The sequence below is a fragment of the Brenneria uluponensis genome, assembly GCF_032395385.1.
In the GTDB taxonomy this organism is placed as follows: domain Bacteria; phylum Pseudomonadota; class Gammaproteobacteria; order Enterobacterales; family Enterobacteriaceae; genus Prodigiosinella; species Prodigiosinella aquatilis.
In genome coordinates, this window is sequence record NZ_CP135917.1 from 2,982,371 (window position 1) to 3,001,172 (window position 18,802).

Annotated in this window: 16 protein-coding genes and 1 pseudogene; 9 read left to right on the forward strand and 8 right to left on the reverse strand. The window is 47.7% G+C overall.

Going from position 1 to position 18,802, the window contains the following annotated elements; translation table 11 throughout:
• Nucleotides 1-8: 8 nt before the first annotated feature.
• Nucleotides 9-728 carry an oxygen-insensitive NADPH nitroreductase gene (nfsA, locus tag RS889_RS13950; RefSeq protein WP_315707706.1) on the reverse strand — a complete coding sequence of 240 codons (720 nt, stop codon included), beginning with the start codon at nucleotides 726-728 and terminating at the stop codon, nucleotides 9-11.
• Nucleotides 729-1,071: 343 nt separating this feature from the next.
• On the opposite strand from nfsA, the gene RS889_RS13955 reads away from it, so the two are divergent.
• Nucleotides 1,072-1,335, forward strand: a complete 264-nt coding sequence (locus tag RS889_RS13955) for a GrxA family glutaredoxin (RefSeq protein WP_315707707.1) — start codon at nucleotides 1,072-1,074, stop codon at nucleotides 1,333-1,335.
• A gap of 134 nt (nucleotides 1,336-1,469) precedes the next feature.
• On the opposite strand, the gene ybjM is transcribed toward RS889_RS13955, so the two are convergent.
• Nucleotides 1,470-1,838 carry an inner membrane protein YbjM gene (ybjM, locus tag RS889_RS13960; RefSeq protein WP_315707708.1) on the reverse strand — a complete coding sequence of 123 codons (369 nt, stop codon included), beginning with the start codon at nucleotides 1,836-1,838 and terminating at the stop codon, nucleotides 1,470-1,472.
• Between the two features lie 314 nt (nucleotides 1,839-2,152).
• Between ybjM and RS889_RS13965 the strand changes: the two genes are divergently transcribed.
• The gene (locus RS889_RS13965) at nucleotides 2,153-3,847 is read left to right on the forward strand and encodes an aspartate:alanine antiporter (protein ID WP_315707709.1); all 1,695 of its coding nucleotides are present in this window, start codon (nucleotides 2,153-2,155) and stop codon (nucleotides 3,845-3,847) included.
• A 328-nt stretch (nucleotides 3,848-4,175) separates the two neighbouring features.
• Nucleotides 4,176-4,946 (forward strand): DNA-binding transcriptional repressor DeoR, encoded by a 771-nt coding sequence (deoR, locus tag RS889_RS13970; RefSeq protein ID WP_315707710.1) that lies wholly within the window; start codon nucleotides 4,176-4,178, stop codon nucleotides 4,944-4,946.
• On the opposite strand, the gene RS889_RS13975 is transcribed toward deoR, so the two are convergent.
• On the reverse strand, nucleotides 4,943-6,157 hold the full coding sequence (locus RS889_RS13975) for a serine hydrolase (RefSeq protein WP_315707711.1): 1,215 nt from the start codon (nucleotides 6,155-6,157) through the stop codon (nucleotides 4,943-4,945). The two genes, deoR and RS889_RS13975, sit on opposite strands and share 4 nt — an antisense overlap.
• Before the next feature lie 558 nt (nucleotides 6,158-6,715).
• Here RS889_RS13975 and RS889_RS13980 point away from each other — a divergent pair.
• A complete protein-coding gene (locus RS889_RS13980; RefSeq protein ID WP_315707712.1) occupies nucleotides 6,716-7,534 on the forward strand; it encodes an alpha/beta fold hydrolase in 819 nt (272 codons plus the stop codon).
• Nucleotides 7,535-7,707: 173 nt separating this feature from the next.
• Here the strand turns inward: RS889_RS13980 and RS889_RS23830 are convergent.
• A pseudogene (locus RS889_RS23830) lies at nucleotides 7,708-7,853 on the reverse strand (methionine ABC transporter permease); the annotation flags it as partial.
• A gap of 551 nt (nucleotides 7,854-8,404) precedes the next feature.
• Here RS889_RS23830 and RS889_RS13990 point away from each other — a divergent pair.
• Nucleotides 8,405-9,022, forward strand: coding sequence for a glutathione S-transferase family protein (locus tag RS889_RS13990; RefSeq protein ID WP_315707713.1), 618 nt, complete (start codon nucleotides 8,405-8,407; stop codon nucleotides 9,020-9,022).
• A 177-nt stretch (nucleotides 9,023-9,199) separates the two neighbouring features.
• The gene (gene rimO / locus RS889_RS13995; RefSeq protein ID WP_021015543.1) at nucleotides 9,200-10,603 is read left to right on the forward strand and encodes a 30S ribosomal protein S12 methylthiotransferase RimO; all 1,404 of its coding nucleotides are present in this window, start codon (nucleotides 9,200-9,202) and stop codon (nucleotides 10,601-10,603) included.
• A 70-nt stretch (nucleotides 10,604-10,673) separates the two neighbouring features.
• Here the strand turns inward: rimO and RS889_RS14000 are convergent, their stop codons facing one another.
• A complete protein-coding gene (locus RS889_RS14000) occupies nucleotides 10,674-10,802 on the reverse strand; it encodes a hypothetical protein (protein ID WP_315707714.1) in 129 nt (42 codons plus the stop codon).
• Between RS889_RS14000 and sanA the strand changes: the two genes are divergently transcribed.
• Nucleotides 10,801-11,565, forward strand: a complete 765-nt coding sequence (gene sanA, locus RS889_RS14005; RefSeq protein ID WP_315707715.1) for an outer membrane permeability protein SanA — start codon at nucleotides 10,801-10,803, stop codon at nucleotides 11,563-11,565. The genes RS889_RS14000 and sanA overlap by 2 nt on opposite strands.
• On the opposite strand, the gene yeiB is transcribed toward sanA, so the two are convergent.
• From yeiB to RS889_RS14020, 3 genes are all read right to left on the reverse strand, one after another.
• A complete protein-coding gene (gene yeiB / locus RS889_RS14010) occupies nucleotides 11,562-12,740 on the reverse strand; it encodes a DUF418 domain-containing protein YeiB (RefSeq protein ID WP_315707716.1) in 1,179 nt (392 codons plus the stop codon). The two genes, sanA and yeiB, sit on opposite strands and share 4 nt — an antisense overlap.
• A gap of 187 nt (nucleotides 12,741-12,927) precedes the next feature.
• Nucleotides 12,928-13,593, reverse strand: coding sequence for a GTP cyclohydrolase I FolE (gene folE, locus RS889_RS14015; protein ID WP_290182507.1), 666 nt, complete (start codon nucleotides 13,591-13,593; stop codon nucleotides 12,928-12,930).
• Between the two features lie 449 nt (nucleotides 13,594-14,042).
• Nucleotides 14,043-15,719, reverse strand: coding sequence for a methyl-accepting chemotaxis protein (locus RS889_RS14020; RefSeq protein WP_315707717.1), 1,677 nt, complete (start codon nucleotides 15,717-15,719; stop codon nucleotides 14,043-14,045).
• 993 nt (nucleotides 15,720-16,712) lie between these two features.
• Here RS889_RS14020 and RS889_RS14025 point away from each other — a divergent pair.
• Both RS889_RS14025 and RS889_RS14030 read left to right on the forward strand, forming a co-directional pair.
• Complete coding sequence (locus RS889_RS14025) at nucleotides 16,713-17,579, forward strand: LysR family transcriptional regulator (protein ID WP_021015538.1); 867 nt, start codon at nucleotides 16,713-16,715, stop codon at nucleotides 17,577-17,579.
• Between the two features lie 92 nt (nucleotides 17,580-17,671).
• Nucleotides 17,672-18,793 (forward strand): S-(hydroxymethyl)glutathione dehydrogenase/class III alcohol dehydrogenase, encoded by a 1,122-nt coding sequence (locus tag RS889_RS14030; RefSeq protein WP_021015537.1) that lies wholly within the window; start codon nucleotides 17,672-17,674, stop codon nucleotides 18,791-18,793.
• Nucleotides 18,794-18,802 lie beyond the last annotated feature (9 nt).

The window sequence follows — 18,802 nt, forward strand, 5'->3', positions numbered from 1 at the left end:
CTCCTGTGCTACCGGGTAGCCCATCCTTGTTGGTGTAAGTAGTCCAGCATAAACAGACGACGTTCTTTGCTCAGTGTCTGCCGAATCTGGTCACTCCAACTTTCATTGCGCGAGTGGTCACGGTGCAGATAGTAGTCGACAATATGTTGATCGTATTGTGCCAGCAAGGTGCTATCAATTGGCTGATAGGTGTTTTCATGTACCACCAGTGCAGCGGGCAACCGTGGCTTAAGCGCCGGTTGCGCATTCGGATATCCCAGACACAGACCAAACAACGGCAATACCTGCTTGGGCAGTGCCAGCAACTGGGTAACATCGGCGATATTGTTACGGATTCCACCGATGAACACACCACCCAATCCCAGCGATTCCGCCGCGATCAGCGCGTTTTGTCCCATTAACGCCGTATCCACACACCCCAATAGCAATTGCTCCGCCAGCCTGACTTCTGCCTGCGGAAAGATTTGCAGATGACGATTAAAATCTGCGCAGAACACCCAAAATTCAGCGGCCTGTCCTACATAAGCTTGTTCACCAGTCAGATGCACCAACGTTTGACGCACAGAATGATCGGTAATACGAATGATGGAACTGCATTGCAGAAAGCTGGAACTGGAAGCACTTTGCGCAGCAGCAATGATGGCATCCCGCTGCTCATCCGTCAGTGGCTGTGCAGTAAACGCCCGGATGGAGCGATGTTGCCGTAATAAATCGATAGTTGGCGTCACAATAGATATCCTTCGAAACAAGATTTTTATTTCCCGCAGCACTCACCACGTGTGCTATTCCGTCTGATCCGACTCCGCGATAGATGAGATGGAAAAGACACACGCCGCTATTTTGTCATATTATGACGGCGACAATAGTATTGTTGGTCAATCCAAAACACCAACAACTTGTAACCGGTATTCACTGTGTATCTGATAGATAACGCAAATCAGTACAACAGGCAGTGACTGCTTTTTTTCGTTGCCTGTTGCGAGCATAGTGCGTGCGGTTAGCGTTGCTTTGAGCATTATATTCAACGTTTCCGCTGGAAACTGCGACTGATTAATTAAGTAAGGAGTTTACATGTTTGCTGTTATTTTCGGACGCACTGGTTGTCCTTATTGTGTTCGTGCCAAGGAGCTGGCTGAAAAACTCTCAACTGAGCGTGATGATTTTCGTTTCCGCTACGTTGATATTCGTGAAGAAGGCATTTCAAAAGAAGATTTATCCAAAACTGTGGGCAAACCGGTCGAAACCGTGCCGCAGATTTTTCTGGACGAAAAGCATATTGGTGGTTGCACTGAGTTTGAAGCTTACGCTAAAGAACATTTGAACCTGTTCAGGTAAACCATAAGTCGATCAATCCCCACGGCAACAAAATTTATTAATAATAAAAAACGCCCTGAGACGTTGAACCGCCTTGGGGTAATCATTCTCTCTCCCGACAGTGTTGCATCACTCCCGTTTTACACCGACACACATTAACGAAAATAGCGCCGACCCGCTGCGTGCAAAAACAGCAGCATTAATCCCCCCATGAGGCTCCAGAACAAAGCACCGGCAACATAGGCCAGTTCTTGCCAGAATGAAATCACCGAGCCAATCCATAAATGCAGGATAAGCAGACATATCGGTGAGGCAATCAGTGAGCCAATGAAGGTATAGCGTAACCGTCTACCGCCAGCAAGACAGCTGGATACTACCCCCGGCAACAGAAATAACAGCATTCCGGGATCACCATGTAATGCGTCTCCCGCGACGCTGGAGACGACCATTTTCTGACTCAGGAAAATAAGGGTAAACAATATGAAACAGCTGACGACGCCCACCCAACCTCTATTGCCTGTCATACTTCGCCTCCCGACATGTACATACGTCATATCAACCTGACGGTAAATAGTTCTCCGACATTCAACACCGGCATAGATGTATATCCCTGATATGGTACGAAGCGAGGCTTATTACTATTTATCTGCACCGGCGACTGGTTGTCAGACTAATAAACCTCTAAAATGGCGACCGCCCCAACAATTGCTCTGAATAAGATCGGTTTTTGCGTTTTATAATGTGTTACCGGCATAGCCAACATCATGTGATTAGGGAAAATTTAGCCCTAATCACTTTTTATATCAAGAACTTACTAGTAAACAACAAGTTACATCCAATGAATATAAACGTCGCTGATTTGTTAAACGGGAATTACATTCTGCTCTTATTTGTGGTTCTGTCATTAGGACTTTGTCTGGGGAAATTAAGGCTGGGTTCTGTACAACTCGGTAATTCTATTGGGGTTTTAGTTGTATCGTTATTACTGGGACAGCAACATTTCACCATTAATACCGAGGCGCTTAATCTAGGTTTTATGTTATTTATTTTTTGTGTCGGTGTTGAAGCTGGCCCTAACTTTTTTTCCATATTCTTCCGCGACGGAAAAAATTATCTCATTCTGGCACTGGTGATGGTCGTCAGTGCATTAATCATTGCGCTGCTGCTGGGTAAGATTTTCGGTTGGGGTATCGGGTTAACCGCCGGGATGCTGGCGGGCTCGATGACATCCACACCAGTACTGGTCGGTGCGGGAGACACGTTACGCAACTCCACTAATCTTGGCCAACAACTGGGTATCGAACAGGAACACCTGAGTCTCGGTTATGCGCTTACCTACTTAATCGGTTTGGTCAGTTTGATTTTTGGTGCCCGTTACCTACCAAAACTACAGCATCAAGACCTGCCCACCAGCGCCCAGCAAATCGCTCGGGAGCGAGGCCTGGATCCAGATAGTCAACGTAAGATTTATCTGCCAATTATCCGTGCTTATCGTGTTGGTCCGGAACTGGTCGCCTGGGCTGATGGCAAAAATCTGCGGGAGCTGGGCATCTACCGCCAGACAGGGTGCTATATTGAGCGGATTCGTCGCAATGGGATTCTGGCCAGCCCGGATGGTGATGCCGTATTACAACTGGGTGATGAAATTGCCCTGGTGGGCTACCCGGATTCTCATGCCCGACTCAACTCCAACTTCCGCGATGGCAAAGAAGTTTTTGACCGCGATTTGCTGGATATGCGCATCGTTACTGAAGAAATTGTGGTGAAAAACCACAATGCCGTAGGTAAACGACTCAGCCAGCTTAAACTGACCGATCACGGCTGTTTTCTTAACCGCATCGTGCGCAGCCAGATTGAGATGCCGATTGATGATGGCGTCGTGCTAAATAAAGGTGATGTTTTGCAAGTCAGCGGCGATACCCGTCGCGTAAAAAGCATCGCTGACCGTATCGGTTTTATTTCTATCCACAGCCAGGTCACGGATCTACTGGCATTCTGCGCCTTTTTCATCATCGGTATCATGATAGGGCTGGTCACATTCAAGTTCAGCAACTTCTCATTCGGTATTGGAAACGCCGCCGGTCTGCTGTTCGCCGGTATTTTGCTGGGCTTTCTGCGGGCTAACCACCCCACATTTGGTTATATCCCACAAGGGGCGCTGAATATGGTGAAAGAGTTCGGACTGATGGTATTTATGGCCGGCGTCGGCCTGAGCGCCGGCGGCACCATTAACACCAGTTTTGGCGAAGTAGGTGTGCAAATGCTGTTTTCAGGATTGATGGTCAGCTTGCTGCCGGTAGTGATTTGTTTCCTGTTTGGTGCCTATGTTCTGCGGATGAACCGTGCGTTGCTGTTTGGTGCCATCATGGGTGCCCGTACCTGTGCCCCGGCGATGGAGATCATCAGCGATGCAGCTCGCAGCAATATTCCGGCGCTGGGATATGCTGGCACCTATGCGATTGCCAACGTACTACTGACATTGGCGGGTTCATTGATTGTGATTATCTGGCCGGAATTGCCCGGCTGGGGTTAAATGTAAAAATATGTCAATTTTTTTCAGTTTTATCTGAACTTTTCCAGATAGCTGGCGTCTGATTAAGTGCCACTGCTTTTCTTTGAAATCTCAATATTGAGGAGCCCATCGTTCACGCCTTTCAGGTTCAAGAACGATGGGCCTTTTCTTTTTCTGCTCAATTAGAATCCCTTATTAACTTCAACGTGTTATAACTTTTTCACTCCCCGTTTGCGCCAACCCGTCCCGAGAGGTTATAAAAGAAATATTGTGAAACTTCCGGGTAAAACAAGGAGAATACTTATCCTGCGTTTAACAATACATGGCTTATTTTTTATCGGGGAAAGAAATGGAAACGCGGCGTGAAAAACGAATCAATAAACTGGCCCAGGCTCTGAAAAAAGCAGACAAATTACATCTTAAAGATGCGGCCCAGTTACTCGGCGTTTCTGAAATGACGGTGCGTCGCGACCTTAATACCCGACCAGATTCCGTGCTACTGCTGGGCGGATATGTAGTCAATGGTCTGAAAAACAACAATCCCTCCCGCTATTTCGTTTCTGAGCAACAGACTAAACACGCAGCAGAAAAAAGAATCGTCGGGGAAATAGCGGCGTCACTGATAGAGGCTAACGATACGGTCTTCTTCGACTGTGGCACCACTACCAGTTACATTATTGAAGCCATTCCGCATGAATTGCCCTTTACCAGTATTTGTTATTCGCTGAATACCTTTTTGGCCCTGCAAGAAAAACCCAATAACAAAGTCATCCTCTGCGGCGGTGAATTCCATCCCGATAGCGCAATCTTCACACCGCTCAGCCAATGCAACGGCATGGACCACATCTGCCCTAACAAGGCCTTTATTTCCGCGGCCGGTATTGATCTGGATGTCGGTGCAACCTGCTTTAACTTTGCTGAATTGTCGATGAAGCACCGGGCACTGGCGATGTCACAACGTGCAATCCTGGTCGTTGACAGCCGTAAATTTGACCAGCGAAAACCCGCCCGCATCGGCCCTTTTTCGCTGTTTGATACGCTGATCACCGACCGTCAACCCACGGAGAATTACACCCATTACTGTAGCAATAATGGCATTGTGCTATTAACCCAGCATTAGCTGAACAGCTCGCCAAACCACTGCGTAAATTTCAGCACTACCTCATCCCATATCCGGCTGAGCAAGCCGGATTCCGGAATATCATCCATCACCACCAGCGGCCGTTGGGCGACAGATTTTCCGTCCAGTTGAAAATCAATACTGCCAACCACCTGGCCTTTCTTCAATGGCGCAGATAAGTAAGGTTGACTCAGCGTAAAACTGGCTTTCAAATTTTTCATCTGTCCTTTTGGAATGGTCAGTGCCGCATTCTGCGCCGTGCTTAAACGCGCGTCTTTAGTTGTGCCAAACCATACTCGTTGGGTTGTGAAAGGTGTATCGGCACGAAGAGGCGTAACGGTTTCAAAAAAATGGAATCCCCAGGTCAATAGTTCCTCACTATCCCGAAAACGAATACTGTCCGTTGGTGCTCCCAGCACCACCGAGATCAAACGCATATTCCCCTCCGTCGCCGACGCCACCAGATTGTTCCCGGCACCACTGGTGTGTCCGGTTTTCACACCATCCACATTCAGGTTGGTGCTCCATAACAGACGGTTACGATTAAACTGATGGATCTTATTAAACGTAAACGACTTCTCCTTATTCAATGCGTATTCATCCGGAACATCACGGATTAATGCTTGACTCAACAGCGCCATGTCACGCGCAGTGCTGTACTGCCCTTCAGCATCGAGCCCATGTACGGTAAGAAAATGCGTATTGACCATACCCAGCGACTTGGCATATTGATTCATTAGGTCAACGAACGCTCCCTGGCTACCGGCCACATAATCTGCCAACGCAATACTGGCGTCATTCCCTGATTGAATCACAATCCCTTTATTCAGTTCGGATACCGGGACACGATCTCCTGGCTTGAGAAACATTAATGAAGAGCCACGCAACACTGGGTTGCCGGTTGCCCAGGCATCATTACCCACAGTAACGATATCTGTGGGATGGATCTTTCCAGCCTTTATCGCCTGTCCGATTACATAGCTGGACATGATTTTGGTCAGACTCGCTGGGTCAAGGCGGTCATCAGCATGATACTCTGCCAAAACCTTACCACTTTGATAATCCATCAAAATAAAGGCTTTGGCATCAAGTTGGGGAACCTGGGGAACCACCGGAATCGACTCGGCATGAGCCGCGGCGGGAAATATGGCAACTAGCAGTGCCCACACTGTGGCAGCAGTTACTCTGGAGAGAAAAGTCATCATCTTCATGTGTTGGCTGCTCTTATTTAAAGGTCATCAAAAACGTTATGGATCAAACTGTTTTGAATTTACTGACCATACAAAAGTAGTCGGTCATCGCCAGTAATTAAACGCCCAACACTGTAAAGATAGTAAAAGACATAAAATAGTTATAAAAATCAAAAGGAAATGTAAAGCCTATGCCATATGATAGGTGCGACATGGCCCAGCCGTCATACTCATCCCCACGACGGTCATTGTTAACACATCGTACCACTAATTTTACGCCATATAATTTCACTGCTACATTATTTATGGCGATGCTTTTTATGCTCTATTTGGCTTTGGGAAGAGAAATAATCCGAATAAATTTCGTGACGTTTATCTCACTAAAGCATTGTGATAAATTCACCGTTAAGTTAATCAAGGGCAGGGTCTTTCGTTTCGATCGGAAATTAAGATAACACATACCGATTAAATCCAGACAGAACTACGTCAAACAGCATTCAATTTCATGTAATGTACTAGATCCAACTAGCGCAAGGTCTCCTTGTGCTGCAAGGAAGATTTAAATAAAGGGAATCGATCATGGCTATAGAGAAAAGTATTGTCAATTACAAGTCCTGGAATGTATATGTTGAAAAGCACATATCCAACCCTGATAATGAAACTGTGATAATGGTTAATGGTGCATTATCAACCACTGCTGCTTTTAAAAATACCGTCAAAAACCTTTCAGGAAAATTCAACATTATTCTTTTCGATTTGCCTTTTCTTGGTGAGTCACTGGAACATAATGATTTAAGTCATGTCATTACCAAAGATGATGAAGTCAATATCCTGCTTAATTTAATCGAAGTGCTTGAACCACAGTACATTATCTCCATTTCATGGGGTGGTTTGTCGTCATTGCTGGCATTGTCAAAAAAACCAGGACAAATCAAGAAAGCAGTCATTGCCTCATTTTCGGCCAATCTCAACGACAAAATGCGCAATTATGTTGAACAGGCCAGATCATGCATTCACGCTAGAAGATATGAAGATGCGGCGGTATTGTTAAATGAGGAAGTCGGTAAATTTTTACCGCCATTATTAAAGCATATCAATCTCAAACATCTTTCTGCACTGGATGAATTTGCGTTCCAGCAAGTCAGTTTTCATATTGATCAGGTTCTCAGTCTGAAAGAAGAAAATTATATTAATATCTTTAAAAATATTAACGCAGAGGTACTATTCCTCAATGGCGAAGATGATGAATACACAACAGCTGAAGATATTCAGAAAATGGGATGCTACATCAATAATTGCCAATTCAATACCGTACCAGAAGCAGGTCACTTCCTGGATCTGGAAAATAGAAAAGCCGCAAAGAAGGTTGCACAAGCCATTATTTCATTCCTGGCTTGATGATTTTCCCCTTTAGTTATCCCTCTTCCATGGCGCTAACCACCTCTTGTTGAGGTGGTTAATTATTTTCAAATCCAAACAATGACCAGACTAATTTTATGCACTCAATAATTCGAGTTGCAGGAAGATCAATACATCTGCAACGTGAAGTATGACGGTGATAAACTCAGCATTTAGCAATGCTCGCGCTTACCGGCACGTTTGGCAAACCAGTCCCCCAAGACCTGCACTACTACACCAGGATGATCAACGCGATAACCGTTACAACCATCACCGGCGTTTTATAACGATAGCAACCCAAACGTATTGCCAGATCGCCACCGCAATCGGTCCGATAGTGTTGCCGGGCAGAATTCAGGACAAGGGCAACAGCAAGACCAGCCACATTACAACGGGTATTGAACGAATGATATTTACCCGCACCGTACTGAACAGCGGTCTACCGTCCGCGTTCCTGCGCTTTGCCGGCGTCAGAGTGGGCCGAACATCATCACTGAATTCACGTACCACTATCTTACAGCCTTTTTCGGCAGTTCAGGCTTTACCGCCTCCTGGCACCCCCTTAAATATAATGGTATGTGAATCGTTTTGCGCCACGGCGAGCGGTATACTGGGAACTAACCGTCTACACAGTGCCGCACGGATCCGCTGGGTAAATGGCCATAAAATACTTTCCGGCCGGATAAATAACTGGCTGTCATTGTCGGGAAAGTTAACGTAATTCATAAATAGTAAAAATCTATATCATTATTTCCTATGCTCTGGGGTGTGACTACGGGACATAGCACTTTATGCCCGTAAAGATTTGACTTATCGCAACGACCTTACCGATATCAGGTTTGAGTTAATGAGAGACAAAGGAGATATTCAATGTTGAAAATATGGGGACGTGACAACTCCACAAATGTGAAAAAAGTACGCTGGTGTGCCACTGAATTGGGACTGCCATACGAACATATTCTGGCGGGTGGTAAATTTGGCCGCAATCATGATGCAGACTTTCTGGCCATGAACCCTAATGGATTGGTTCCTTGCTTGCAGGATGACGAGTTGGTGCTATGGGAATCCAACACCATTGTGCGTTATCTGGCTGCGCAATATGGACAAGGTTCATTGTACCTTGCTGATGCCAAAGCGCGTGCCAGTGCGGAAAAATGGATGGACTGGACAATGGCCTTCAGCATACCGTTTCAAAGTGTGTTTCTGGGCATGGTACGCACCGCGCCGGAAAAACGAGATATGTCAGTCATCGAAGCAGGGATTGAACGCTGTGAAAAACTGTTTACGATCATCGATATGACGCTGGCAAAACAGCCCTGGCTTTCTGGTGAAGCATTCGGTATCGGCGATATCCCATTAGGTTGTTATGCCTATGGCTGGTTTTCGATGGACATTCCGCGCCAGACGCATCCTCATCTGGAACGGTGGTACCAACAGCTCACCCAGCGTAATGCTTTCAAACAGACGGTAATGTTACCATTGAGCTAAAAACATCACACCCACCCGTTAAAGGTGGGTGTGATTTTGAATAAATCCAAATCCCGACCGGGCTGGCTGTTTTTTGAACATACGGGACTGTTTCTTCACGCCTATTCAGGTATAATCCGCCGACTTTTCCGGCACCACTCCGGCGCCACTCCGGCACAACACGATGTATGAGATGCTATGACTGTTAACACCTTTGATCCTTCACAGACCACAACACTTGCTGCCCCCCAGAAAACACTGACGACGATGGACAAAGGCGGCAACCCCTCCCAATCCCGAAAAATCGGAGTGATCAGTCTGGGGTGTCCGAAAAATCTGGTGGATTCCGAGCGCATCCTGACCGAGTTGAGAACCGAAGGTTACCAGGTCGTGCCTAGCTATGACGACGCCGATCTGGTCATCGTCAATACTTGCGGTTTTATTGATAGTGCCGTACAGGAATCACTGGAAGCCATTGGTGAAGCCCTCAATGAAAACGGGAAAGTGATTGTCACCGGGTGTTTGGGCGCCAAAGAAAATCGCATCCGTGAAGTTCACCCCAAAGTGCTGGAAATTACCGGGCCGCACAGCTATGAGCAAGTGCTCTCCCATGTGCATCACTATGTGCCCAAACCGGAGCACAACCCCTTTACCAGTCTGGTGCCCGCCGCCGGTGTAAAACTGACACCACGCCATTATGCCTACCTGAAAATTTCTGAAGGTTGCGACCATCGTTGCACCTTCTGCATCATCCCCTCCATGCGTGGCGATCTGGATAGTCGGGCCGTTGGCGAGGTACTGGATGAAGCAAAACGTCTGGCTGAATCCGGCGTGAAAGAACTCTTGATCATCTCGCAGGATACATCCGCCTACGGCGTCGACATCAAGCACCGCACCGGTTTCTGGAATGGACAGCCAGTAAAAACCAGCATGGTTAGCCTATGTGAACAGTTGGCAACGCTGAATATTTGGATACGCCTGCATTACGTCTATCCTTATCCACACGTTGACGAAGTCATCCCGCTGATGGCCGCCGGCAAAATCCTGCCTTATCTGGATATTCCACTTCAACACGCCAGCCCGAAAATTCTGAAGCTGATGAAACGTCCCGGCGCGGTGGAACGGACACTGGAACGCATTAAACGTTGGCGTGAAATCTGCCCGGATTTAACGTTACGCTCAACCTTTATCGTCGGCTTCCCCGGTGAAACCGAAGAGGATTTTCAGATGCTGCTGGATTTTCTGCAGGAAGCGCAACTGGATCGCGTGGGCTGTTTCAGATTCAGCCCGGTAGAGGGTGCCAGCGCCAACTTGCTGCCTGATCCGGTACCGGAAGACATCAAAGAAGCACGCTACCATCGATTCATGCAACTACAGCAACAGATTTCCGCCCAGCGTTTGCAGGCCAAGATTGGCCGAGAATTGCGGGTTCTGATCGATGAAGTGGATGAAGAAGGCGCGATCGGTCGCAGTATGGCGGATGCACCGGAAATCGACGGCGCGGTTTACCTGAATGGAGAAACACGCGTCAACGTCGGCGATATGGTGACAGTGAAAATCGAACACGCGGACGAGTATGATCTGTGGGGCAGTCTGATCTGAATCTTGGCACGCAAACCCTGAACCGATGTCCAGGGTTTGCTTTCGGCCAGAACTGGCAATAAATTCCCCCTCACCCCCAGACATGGCTGCCGTAAAAAGCGCCAACAACCCCGTCATCCAGACGCTTCACCTTGCGTCCATCGGATAGGTAAAGTAGCCTTGCCTGATGATTGTTTGTGCGGAGTAAGGCAGAAAGCATGTGGCTACGCCTGATATACGGTTTTTTCATCAGCTTTATCGTGCTGGTGTGCGCCGCATTTCTGCTTGACCGTTGTATAAGTTGGCGCACAGCGCCTTATATTTATGATCGGTTGCAGGACTTACCATCACGCAAAGTCGGCGTAGTTCTTGGCACCGCCAAGTATTACCGTGCCGGAGTCATCAACCAGTACTACCTTTTTCGAATTCAGGGCGCGTTGAACGCTTATAACAGTGGGAAAGTCAAATACCTGCTTCTCAGTGGTGACAATGCACAGCAAAATTATAACGAACCGATGACCATGCGGCGGGATCTGATATCCGCCGGCGTCCCTCCGGCGGATATCGTGCTGGATTACGCAGGATTTCGTACCCTGGATTCCATTATCCGAACCCGCAAAGTCTTTGATACCAACGATTTCACCATCATCACCCAACGTTTCCATTGCGAGCGTGCATTATTTATTGCCCTGCATCTGGACATTCAGGCTCAGTGTTATGCGGTTCCTTCGCCGAAGGATATCTGGCTGGTACGACTCAGGGAATTCGGTGCCCGTATCGGCACGCTGTTCGACCTTTACATACTAAAACGGGAACCCCGATTTCTGGGGCCGGTAATCCCTATTCCGGCAAAATACAAAATAGACACTAATGAACCGGGCTATCCAGTGGTGCTACCAGAGCAGATTGTCCCCTCGGTCACCAAAACGGAACAGCCACTCAATCCCCCCGAGACAACGATTGGCGACGACCCTCGACCTTAAACCGGCTTTTCCGCCACCCATCGGGTGAGATAACGCCACATCCACTCCATCGGTCCCTGCTGGAAAAACCGTAACCAAGCGCGGGCAAACAGAAAATTGAGTAACCATACACCCGGGACCAGCGCCAGCAATTGTAAACGGTCCAACTGCATAAATAGCCCCATACGGTTGAACAGTGTCGTGCAAATCAAGGTCTGCAACAGATAACTGCTCAAGGCCATCCGTCCAATATCGGCAACCCAGTAAGTGATTCGCCAACGACTTAATATGGGCCAAAAGCCGTAGCATAACGCCAGATAGCCAATCGCCTGCAATGGCGCGCCAAGTTCGCGGGGAATTTGCAGCAACAATCCACACCAGCGATATTCCCAGTGCAACTGCCATTGCAGCGTGATCCCTACCCCATTAATCACCACTGCCGGGATGATCGACCATACTGCGACCCGCCGATAATGGTTCTGGCTGAACTGGCCTTTCAGCCAGCCACAGCGCATCAACGCCGCGCCAAGCAACATTGCTCCCATCAACAACCAGCCAGACTGTACCCCCAGAGACAGCAGACTATCGCCCAACAACGATAACCGATTGCTCCAGGCCGCCGGCCCGCCGTGTGCCTGCCAGTATGCTTCATAAGCCATGTCGGCCACGCTTGGCTGCCAGAAACTCCCACCGTCCGTGCTAAGTATCTGACTGAGTATCGCCAGAATGCCTATGCCTGCCAGATAGATCACCACACCGCTTTTTAACAACACTTGGGTATTTTCTGCATAGCGCACCATGCCGTAACACACCAGCCCAATCAGCCCATAATCCAGCAGAATATCGCCATCCCAGAAAAACAGACTGTGGATCAGACCGATCAACATCAACCAGAATAGCCGGGCATGGATCCAGCGACGACCACGCGGCAACAGCAACTGCAATCCACCACCAAACAGTAGTGCAAACATGGTCAGGAATTTCGCCTGGGCCACACCATCCACAATGGCCCAAGTCCAGGCATCCCGTAATGGCGGTAATCCTCGATATGCAGGATTAAGGTAGGCCGCTTCAGGCAAACCAAACGCGGTGATGTTAAGTAGCAGAATACCCAGAATGGCAATCCCGCGCGCAAAATCCAGAGTAACAATTCTCGGTGGTGTCGTTGATTGTAGTGTCGTTGATTGTGGTGACATGGCCGTCAGCAAGCGATAAGTTTATCGGTGAATTGTAGTGACAGATAAGGCAAAAACCTACGCTTTTACTCACTATAAAATGAAGCTGGGTACTTCAGACAGGTGTAACGGCTGGCGCTATGACGAAAGGAAACGCACTAAAACCGTGCCCACCACGGCAGGCACAGCGTAAACGGCGATTTGTCGGTTAATTATGATGACGCACCGCGCGTAAAAATTCCTGACGAGTATTCTGGCTGGACTTGAATAATCCCCCCAGCGATGTCGTCGTGGTCGCACTGGTCGCATCACGAATGCCACGGGCTTTCACGCAGTAATGTACTGCATCAATGGATACCGCTACATTATTGGTGCCCAACAAAGCCTGTAGCGCGATCAGAATCTGTTGCGTCAGCCGTTCCTGCACCTGTGGGCGCTGCGAGAAGAATTGTACGATACGGTTAATTTTCGACAATCCAATCACCCCATCCTTGGGGATATAGGCGACTGTCGCTTTACCATCGATAGTAACGAAATGGTGCTCACAGGTACTGGTTAACGTGATATCACGCACCGTGACCATCTCATCCACCTTCATCTTGTTTTCGATAATGGTAATTTTTGGGAAGTTGCTGTAATCCAGACCAGCGAATATTTCGTCCACATACATTTTGGCGATGCGATCTGGCGTCTCGGCAAGGCTATCGTCTTCCAGATCAAGGCTTAGCAGGTTCATGATTTCCGTCATATGTTCCGCAATGCGACGTTTACGGATATCCCGATCCAGCATTTCGCCACGCAATGGGGTTTCCAGCCCACGCGCCATCAATGCTTCATGCACCAAGACAGCTTCTTTTGTTAACGGTGATGCCATTATTATTTATTCTCCAGCAGGTGTAACTTATTTTGGCGCAGAGCAGGATAAAACGCCGACTTCACTCTAGTTGAGAGCATAACGATTATCCAGTGATTGTTCCTCATGATTGATGAAATAGCTGCAATATAATTGATGAAATAGCTGCAATCACCCGCTGATCAATAACAGAAATGGGACAAACGCTTTTCAGCATCCGTCCCATTTTAGGCTGTCGAAGTTAGTGCGCCAATTGTGAGAAAACCGTCAGGATCTCTCACAGTGATCATAACGATTGGATTTGTGGACAGGTAATAACGCCAGACCGTTCCGATGCCGGAAGCGCTCTTTTGCCACCCTGATTCTTCGCTGCCGTCGGAACATTATCAATACGCCGCCATACAGCATATGGTATGGCGGTTGTCTGACAATAATTAACGCTACGGCAGAAGGTGTTTCTGACGAGCGGATCAGAATGTTTCCCAGTTATTGTCACCCGCTTTACGACCTGCAATAGACAATGCAGATGTCGATGCAAGTGTCGGGCGTTTTAGCGCAACGGCGGGTGTAATATTCCCCCCCGGGCGTCGTTCATCGCCGCCCAGTTGGAACACGGCTACTGCTTCAGACAATTGGCGGGCTTGTTCTTCCAAAGACTCCGCGGCTGACGACGCTTCCTGCACCAGCGCCGCATTTTGCTGGGTAACACTATCCATCTCATTGACCGCCTGACCAATCTGGTTGATACCGCGGCTCTGCTCATCAGAGGCGGAGGCAATTTCTCCAATCAGATCATTGACATGACTGATGGACGTAATGATGGTTTCCATCGCGTCACCCGCCTGTTTCACCTGGTTGGAACCGATATCCACACGAGAGACTGACTCCGCGATCAAAATTTCAATTTCTTTGGCTGCCTGGGCACTACGCTGGGCCAGATTACGCACCTCGCCAGCGACAACGGCAAAACCACGTCCCTGCTCCCCGGCACGCGCCGCTTCTACTGCCGCATTCAGTGCCAGAATATTGGTCTGAAATGCAATACCGTTGATAACACTGGTGATATCGGCAATCTTGCGTGAACTGGCCGTAATGCTGTCCATGGTTCCTACTACTTCGCCGGTGATTTCTCCCCCTTTTTTCGCAACGACAGAAGCCTCGTGCGCCAGTTTGCTGGCCTGGTGAACGTTTTCCGAATTCAGTTTCACTGTGGAACTGAGTTGCTCCATGCTGGCCGCGGTTTCCTGTAGCGCGGCTGCCTGTTGTTCAGTGCGAGCGGAAAGATCGTTATTCCCTAGCCGAATTTCACTAGACCCTTGAAAAATAGAGGAAGAACTGTCTCGGATAACCGAAACGGTATTACTCAGGCTATTCTGCATTTGCTTGATATAAGGGATCAGTTGACCGACACAGTTGCGACCGAACTCTTCCAGCTCGAATCCCAGTTTGCCCTCCGTCAGTAACTCAAGATGCTTTTTCATCATGCCAATCGGCTTAACCAGATAATTCACCAGATAACGGTCACTCAGTATCAGAATGATAATACCAAGCGCCAACGTAGCCATTAATATGTCCTTACTGAACATCGTTAGCACATTCACCTGTTCAATGGCACTGTCCGACTGAATGATTTTGGTGTATTTCTCCGCCTCGACGCCAAAACTCACACTCAACGAAGGGTAGACTTGGCGAAAAAGCTGATGAAAATCATCCATCCGGTGAGATTTTAGTGCGTTGTACATAGGTTCAATGGCGGAATCGAGTAACGCTGACCAAACTGAGATCATCGTGTCAATGGTTTGCTGTTCAATCCCCGCATGCGAAGCTACTTTGAATTGTTCAAGTGCATCTTTGGTATTTTTAATCGCAATACCCGCCGCATCCAGCGTTTTCTGGGCGTTATCCGTATCACCAATCTGTAAAAAATCAACGCTTCTTAGCATGCGTGTCACAGATCGGAAATACTGATCGTTTCCTTTCACCAGTAACGAATAGTTTTTTTTCTGCGTTTGGCTGAAATCCAGCAACGAGCTCATATCACTTAGTGTAGAAAAGGTAAAAAGTGACACACCACCCCAAAGTAATAGAAATAAACCGAGGATAACTAACATCATTGCCCTGATGGTAATGTTTTTTAAAAAATTCATAAGTAACTCCGGATAATTAATCAGCGTTTTCTGTTTGTGCTTTTAATAACCAGCACACTAGAATATTTGATATTTTGCTGTTCACCCTTTGATGAAAAAAAGGCAGACTACTTGTTAAAATGTGCACCAAAATTAATAACAATGAGATAAAAACAATACAGAAACATGATGTATTATTCTCTACGTCCGGCATTGTTCAGTTGCCGACGTGTTGGCGTAGTCCATTCACCAAAATCACTTACTTATGTTAGCTCGTCAGGATTCGTTTCCTTTTTATCTTCCTGTATCTTGAAAGCTGTTAAATATACATCGGCATTAAAATTAAATTCTTAATCGTTTTTTCACTAAATATTAAAAAACCCATTGTGCAATGGTAATTCGTTATGATTTGGTAAGCATTTTTTATTACAAAATTAATATCAACTCATTGTTTTAAAACAATTTTTAATTTTTATTCAAATAAACACATTAACTTATTTAATCTAAAACAGAATAAACCGTTAAACAGTAAGAACGATTGATTTTCAAATCAACTATCGTTGAATCAGATATACGGAATGAAATTTGACCATGATAAACAAACAAGAAATAGTACCCGCGGTTACTAAAATCAGTTTCACCGATATACTCCTGATAATTTCCTCACATTAATTGTAACTATTATCACAAGTAACCATGCCCACTGTCTTTACGTTGTGGACACGGGTGACTATGTTTATCCGCTTAAATTATTTATCCAGACAATAATATAATAATTGTAACTTCAAGAATTAATTCCTGGCAGACAATAAACCTCATCAGCAATACCGACAAATTCCCTGCGGTGATGTCTCCAGAAAAATGGAACTTCCGTCCATGTAGTATTTAACTGATGGATAACCGGCCTCACCAGCATTCCGTTTTTACTAAAGAGGTATTGCCAAGGCGTAACCCACCCACTACACTCATGAAAAGTGAATAACTAAGCAAAAGTTAATGACGTAAAAAGAAGACATGGACCTTATTCAACTGCGTATGTTTTGCCTGGTAGCAGAAACCAGCTCGGTTGTCCGTGCGGCGGAACAACTTCATCGGGTTCCATCAAACCTGACCACTCGATTACGCCAGCTTGAGCAAGAGCTGGGAGAGGATCTGTTTATCCGGGAAAAACAGCGACTGCGTCTTTCACCACTGGGGCATAATTTCCTCTGCTATGCCCAGCGCATTCTGGCACTGAGTGACGAGGCAATCGCGATGACTCACACGGGAAAACCGGCGGGTAATTTCGCGCTTGGTGCCCTGGAAAGTCTGATTGTCACACCATTGCCAAACTTATTGGCGAGCTTTCACCTGCGGTATCCACAAGTCAACCTGTCACTGGAATCCGGTACTGGAGATGAATTGCTTGATAGCGTGCGTACCGGATTACTGGCCACCGCGCTGGTTAACGGTCCGGTAAATGATGACGCGCTGAATGGTTGTGCTGTTTTTGTCGAACAATTGGTCCTGGTGACTGCCCTGGGAAATCCCACCATCACGCACGCCAGCCAGGTACGGAACCGGACCTTGTTTTCCTTTAGCCGCGGATGTGGATACCGACGCCGACTGGAAGCCTGGTTCCGCAGCCAGGGCATTGCGCATGGTAATGTTGTGGAAGTTTCATCCTATTCATCCATGCTCGCCTGCGTGGCTGGCGGTGCAGGTCTGGCCATCGTGCCGCGTTCCGTACTGGACGCATTACCGGTAGGGAATCAGGTATTACCACATGAGCTACCAGTCGAAATGGCTGAAGCCACCGCTTGGCTGGTATGGCGTCGGGAAGCTTTCGGCCCTAATGTAGAAGCATTGAAGAAACTGATCATTGAACAGTTCCCCCGCTGAGTGGTAAGGGTTTCCCGATCAGACATTGCATCAAAATCAGCCATTGATACGTTTTAAACCTTATGTTCCATAAAAAAATAAAGGAGCTCACCATGCAAATGATAAAAACCCGGGCCGCTATCGCCTGGGGTCCCAACCAACCGCTTTCTGTTGAAGAAGTGGATTTGATGCCGCCACAAAAAGGCGAAGTGCTGGTACGCATCGTTGCCAGCGGTGTCTGTCACACGGATGCCTACACACTGTCCGGCAAAGATCCGGAGGGCGTGTTCCCAGTCATCCTCGGACATGAAGGCGGTGGTGTTGTTGAAGCTATCGGTGAAGGCGTAACCAGTGTAGCCGTTGGCGACCACGTTATTCCGCTGTATACACCGGAATGTGGTGAATGCGAATTTTGTCGTTCCGGCAAAACCAATCTGTGTCAGGCTATTCGTGCCACGCAAGGCAAAGGTTTGATGCCGGACGGGACGACGCGTTTCTTCAAAGACGGTAACCCGATTTTCCACTATATGGGTACCTCCACCTTTGCAGAACATACGGTGGTGGCTGAAATTTCACTGGCCAAAATCAGCAAGGAAGCCCCGCTGGAGGAAGTTTGTCTGCTGGGTTGTGGTGTAACCACAGGGATGGGGGCCGTCGTGAACACAGCGAAAGTCCAGCCAGGTGACAGCGTGGCGATTTTCGGTCTCGGTGGTATTGGCCTGTCAGCGATTATCGGTGCCAGAATGGCCGGTGCCGGGCGCATTATCGGGATTGACGTCAACACCAGTAAATTCGATCTGGCCCGCAAGCTGGGTGCTACCGATCTGATTAATCCCAAAGATCATGATAAGCCGATTCAGGATGTCATTATCGACCTGACGAAAGGCGGCGTGGATTTCTCTTTTGAGTGTATCGGTAACGTTAATGTGATGCGCTCCGCACTGGAGTGCTGCCACAAGGGCTGGGGTGAGTCAGTGATTATCGGCGTGGCGGGTGCTGGTGAAGAAATTTCTACCCGGCCATTCCAGTTGGTGACCGGACGTGTATGGCGCGGATCTGCTTTTGGCGGTGTTAAAGGCCGCAGCCAGCTACCCGGCATTGTGCAACGTTATCTGGACGGTGAATTCCAGCTCAACGATTTTATTACCCATACCATGAAGCTGGAAGACATCAATCAAGCATTTGAATTAATGCATGAAGGAAAATCCATCCGCTCTGTCATCCATTTCGACTAAATCGGAGGA

Bases quoted from the DNA above. Each gene is read 5' to 3' on its own strand.
- RS889_RS14020 (WP_315707717.1), bottom strand. From the start codon at position 15,719: ATGAATTTTTTAAAAAACATTACCATCAGGGCAATGATGTTAGTTATC.
- RS889_RS14025 (WP_021015538.1), top strand. From the start codon at position 16,713: ATGGACCTTATTCAACTGCGTATGTTTTGCCTGGTAGCAGAAACCAGC.
- deoR (WP_315707710.1), top strand. From the start codon at position 4,176: ATGGAAACGCGGCGTGAAAAACGAATCAATAAACTGGCCCAGGCTCTG.
- folE (WP_290182507.1), bottom strand. From the start codon at position 13,593: ATGGCATCACCGTTAACAAAAGAAGCTGTCTTGGTGCATGAAGCATTG.
- RS889_RS14000 (WP_315707714.1), bottom strand. From the start codon at position 10,802: ATGCTTTCTGCCTTACTCCGCACAAACAATCATCAGGCAAGGCTACTT.
- rimO (WP_021015543.1), top strand. From the start codon at position 9,200: ATGACTGTTAACACCTTTGATCCTTCACAGACCACAACACTTGCTGCC.
- ybjM (WP_315707708.1), bottom strand. From the start codon at position 1,838: ATGACAGGCAATAGAGGTTGGGTGGGCGTCGTCAGCTGTTTCATATTG.
- RS889_RS14030 (WP_021015537.1), top strand. From the start codon at position 17,672: ATGCAAATGATAAAAACCCGGGCCGCTATCGCCTGGGGTCCCAACCAA.
- RS889_RS13975 (WP_315707711.1), bottom strand. From the start codon at position 6,157: ATGAAGATGATGACTTTTCTCTCCAGAGTAACTGCTGCCACAGTGTGG.
- RS889_RS13990 (WP_315707713.1), top strand. From the start codon at position 8,405: ATGTTGAAAATATGGGGACGTGACAACTCCACAAATGTGAAAAAAGTA.
- sanA (WP_315707715.1), top strand. From the start codon at position 10,801: ATGTGGCTACGCCTGATATACGGTTTTTTCATCAGCTTTATCGTGCTG.
- yeiB (WP_315707716.1), bottom strand. From the start codon at position 12,740: ATGTCACCACAATCAACGACACTACAATCAACGACACCACCGAGAATT.
- RS889_RS13965 (WP_315707709.1), top strand. From the start codon at position 2,153: ATGAATATAAACGTCGCTGATTTGTTAAACGGGAATTACATTCTGCTC.
- RS889_RS13980 (WP_315707712.1), top strand. From the start codon at position 6,716: ATGGCTATAGAGAAAAGTATTGTCAATTACAAGTCCTGGAATGTATAT.
- RS889_RS13955 (WP_315707707.1), top strand. From the start codon at position 1,072: ATGTTTGCTGTTATTTTCGGACGCACTGGTTGTCCTTATTGTGTTCGT.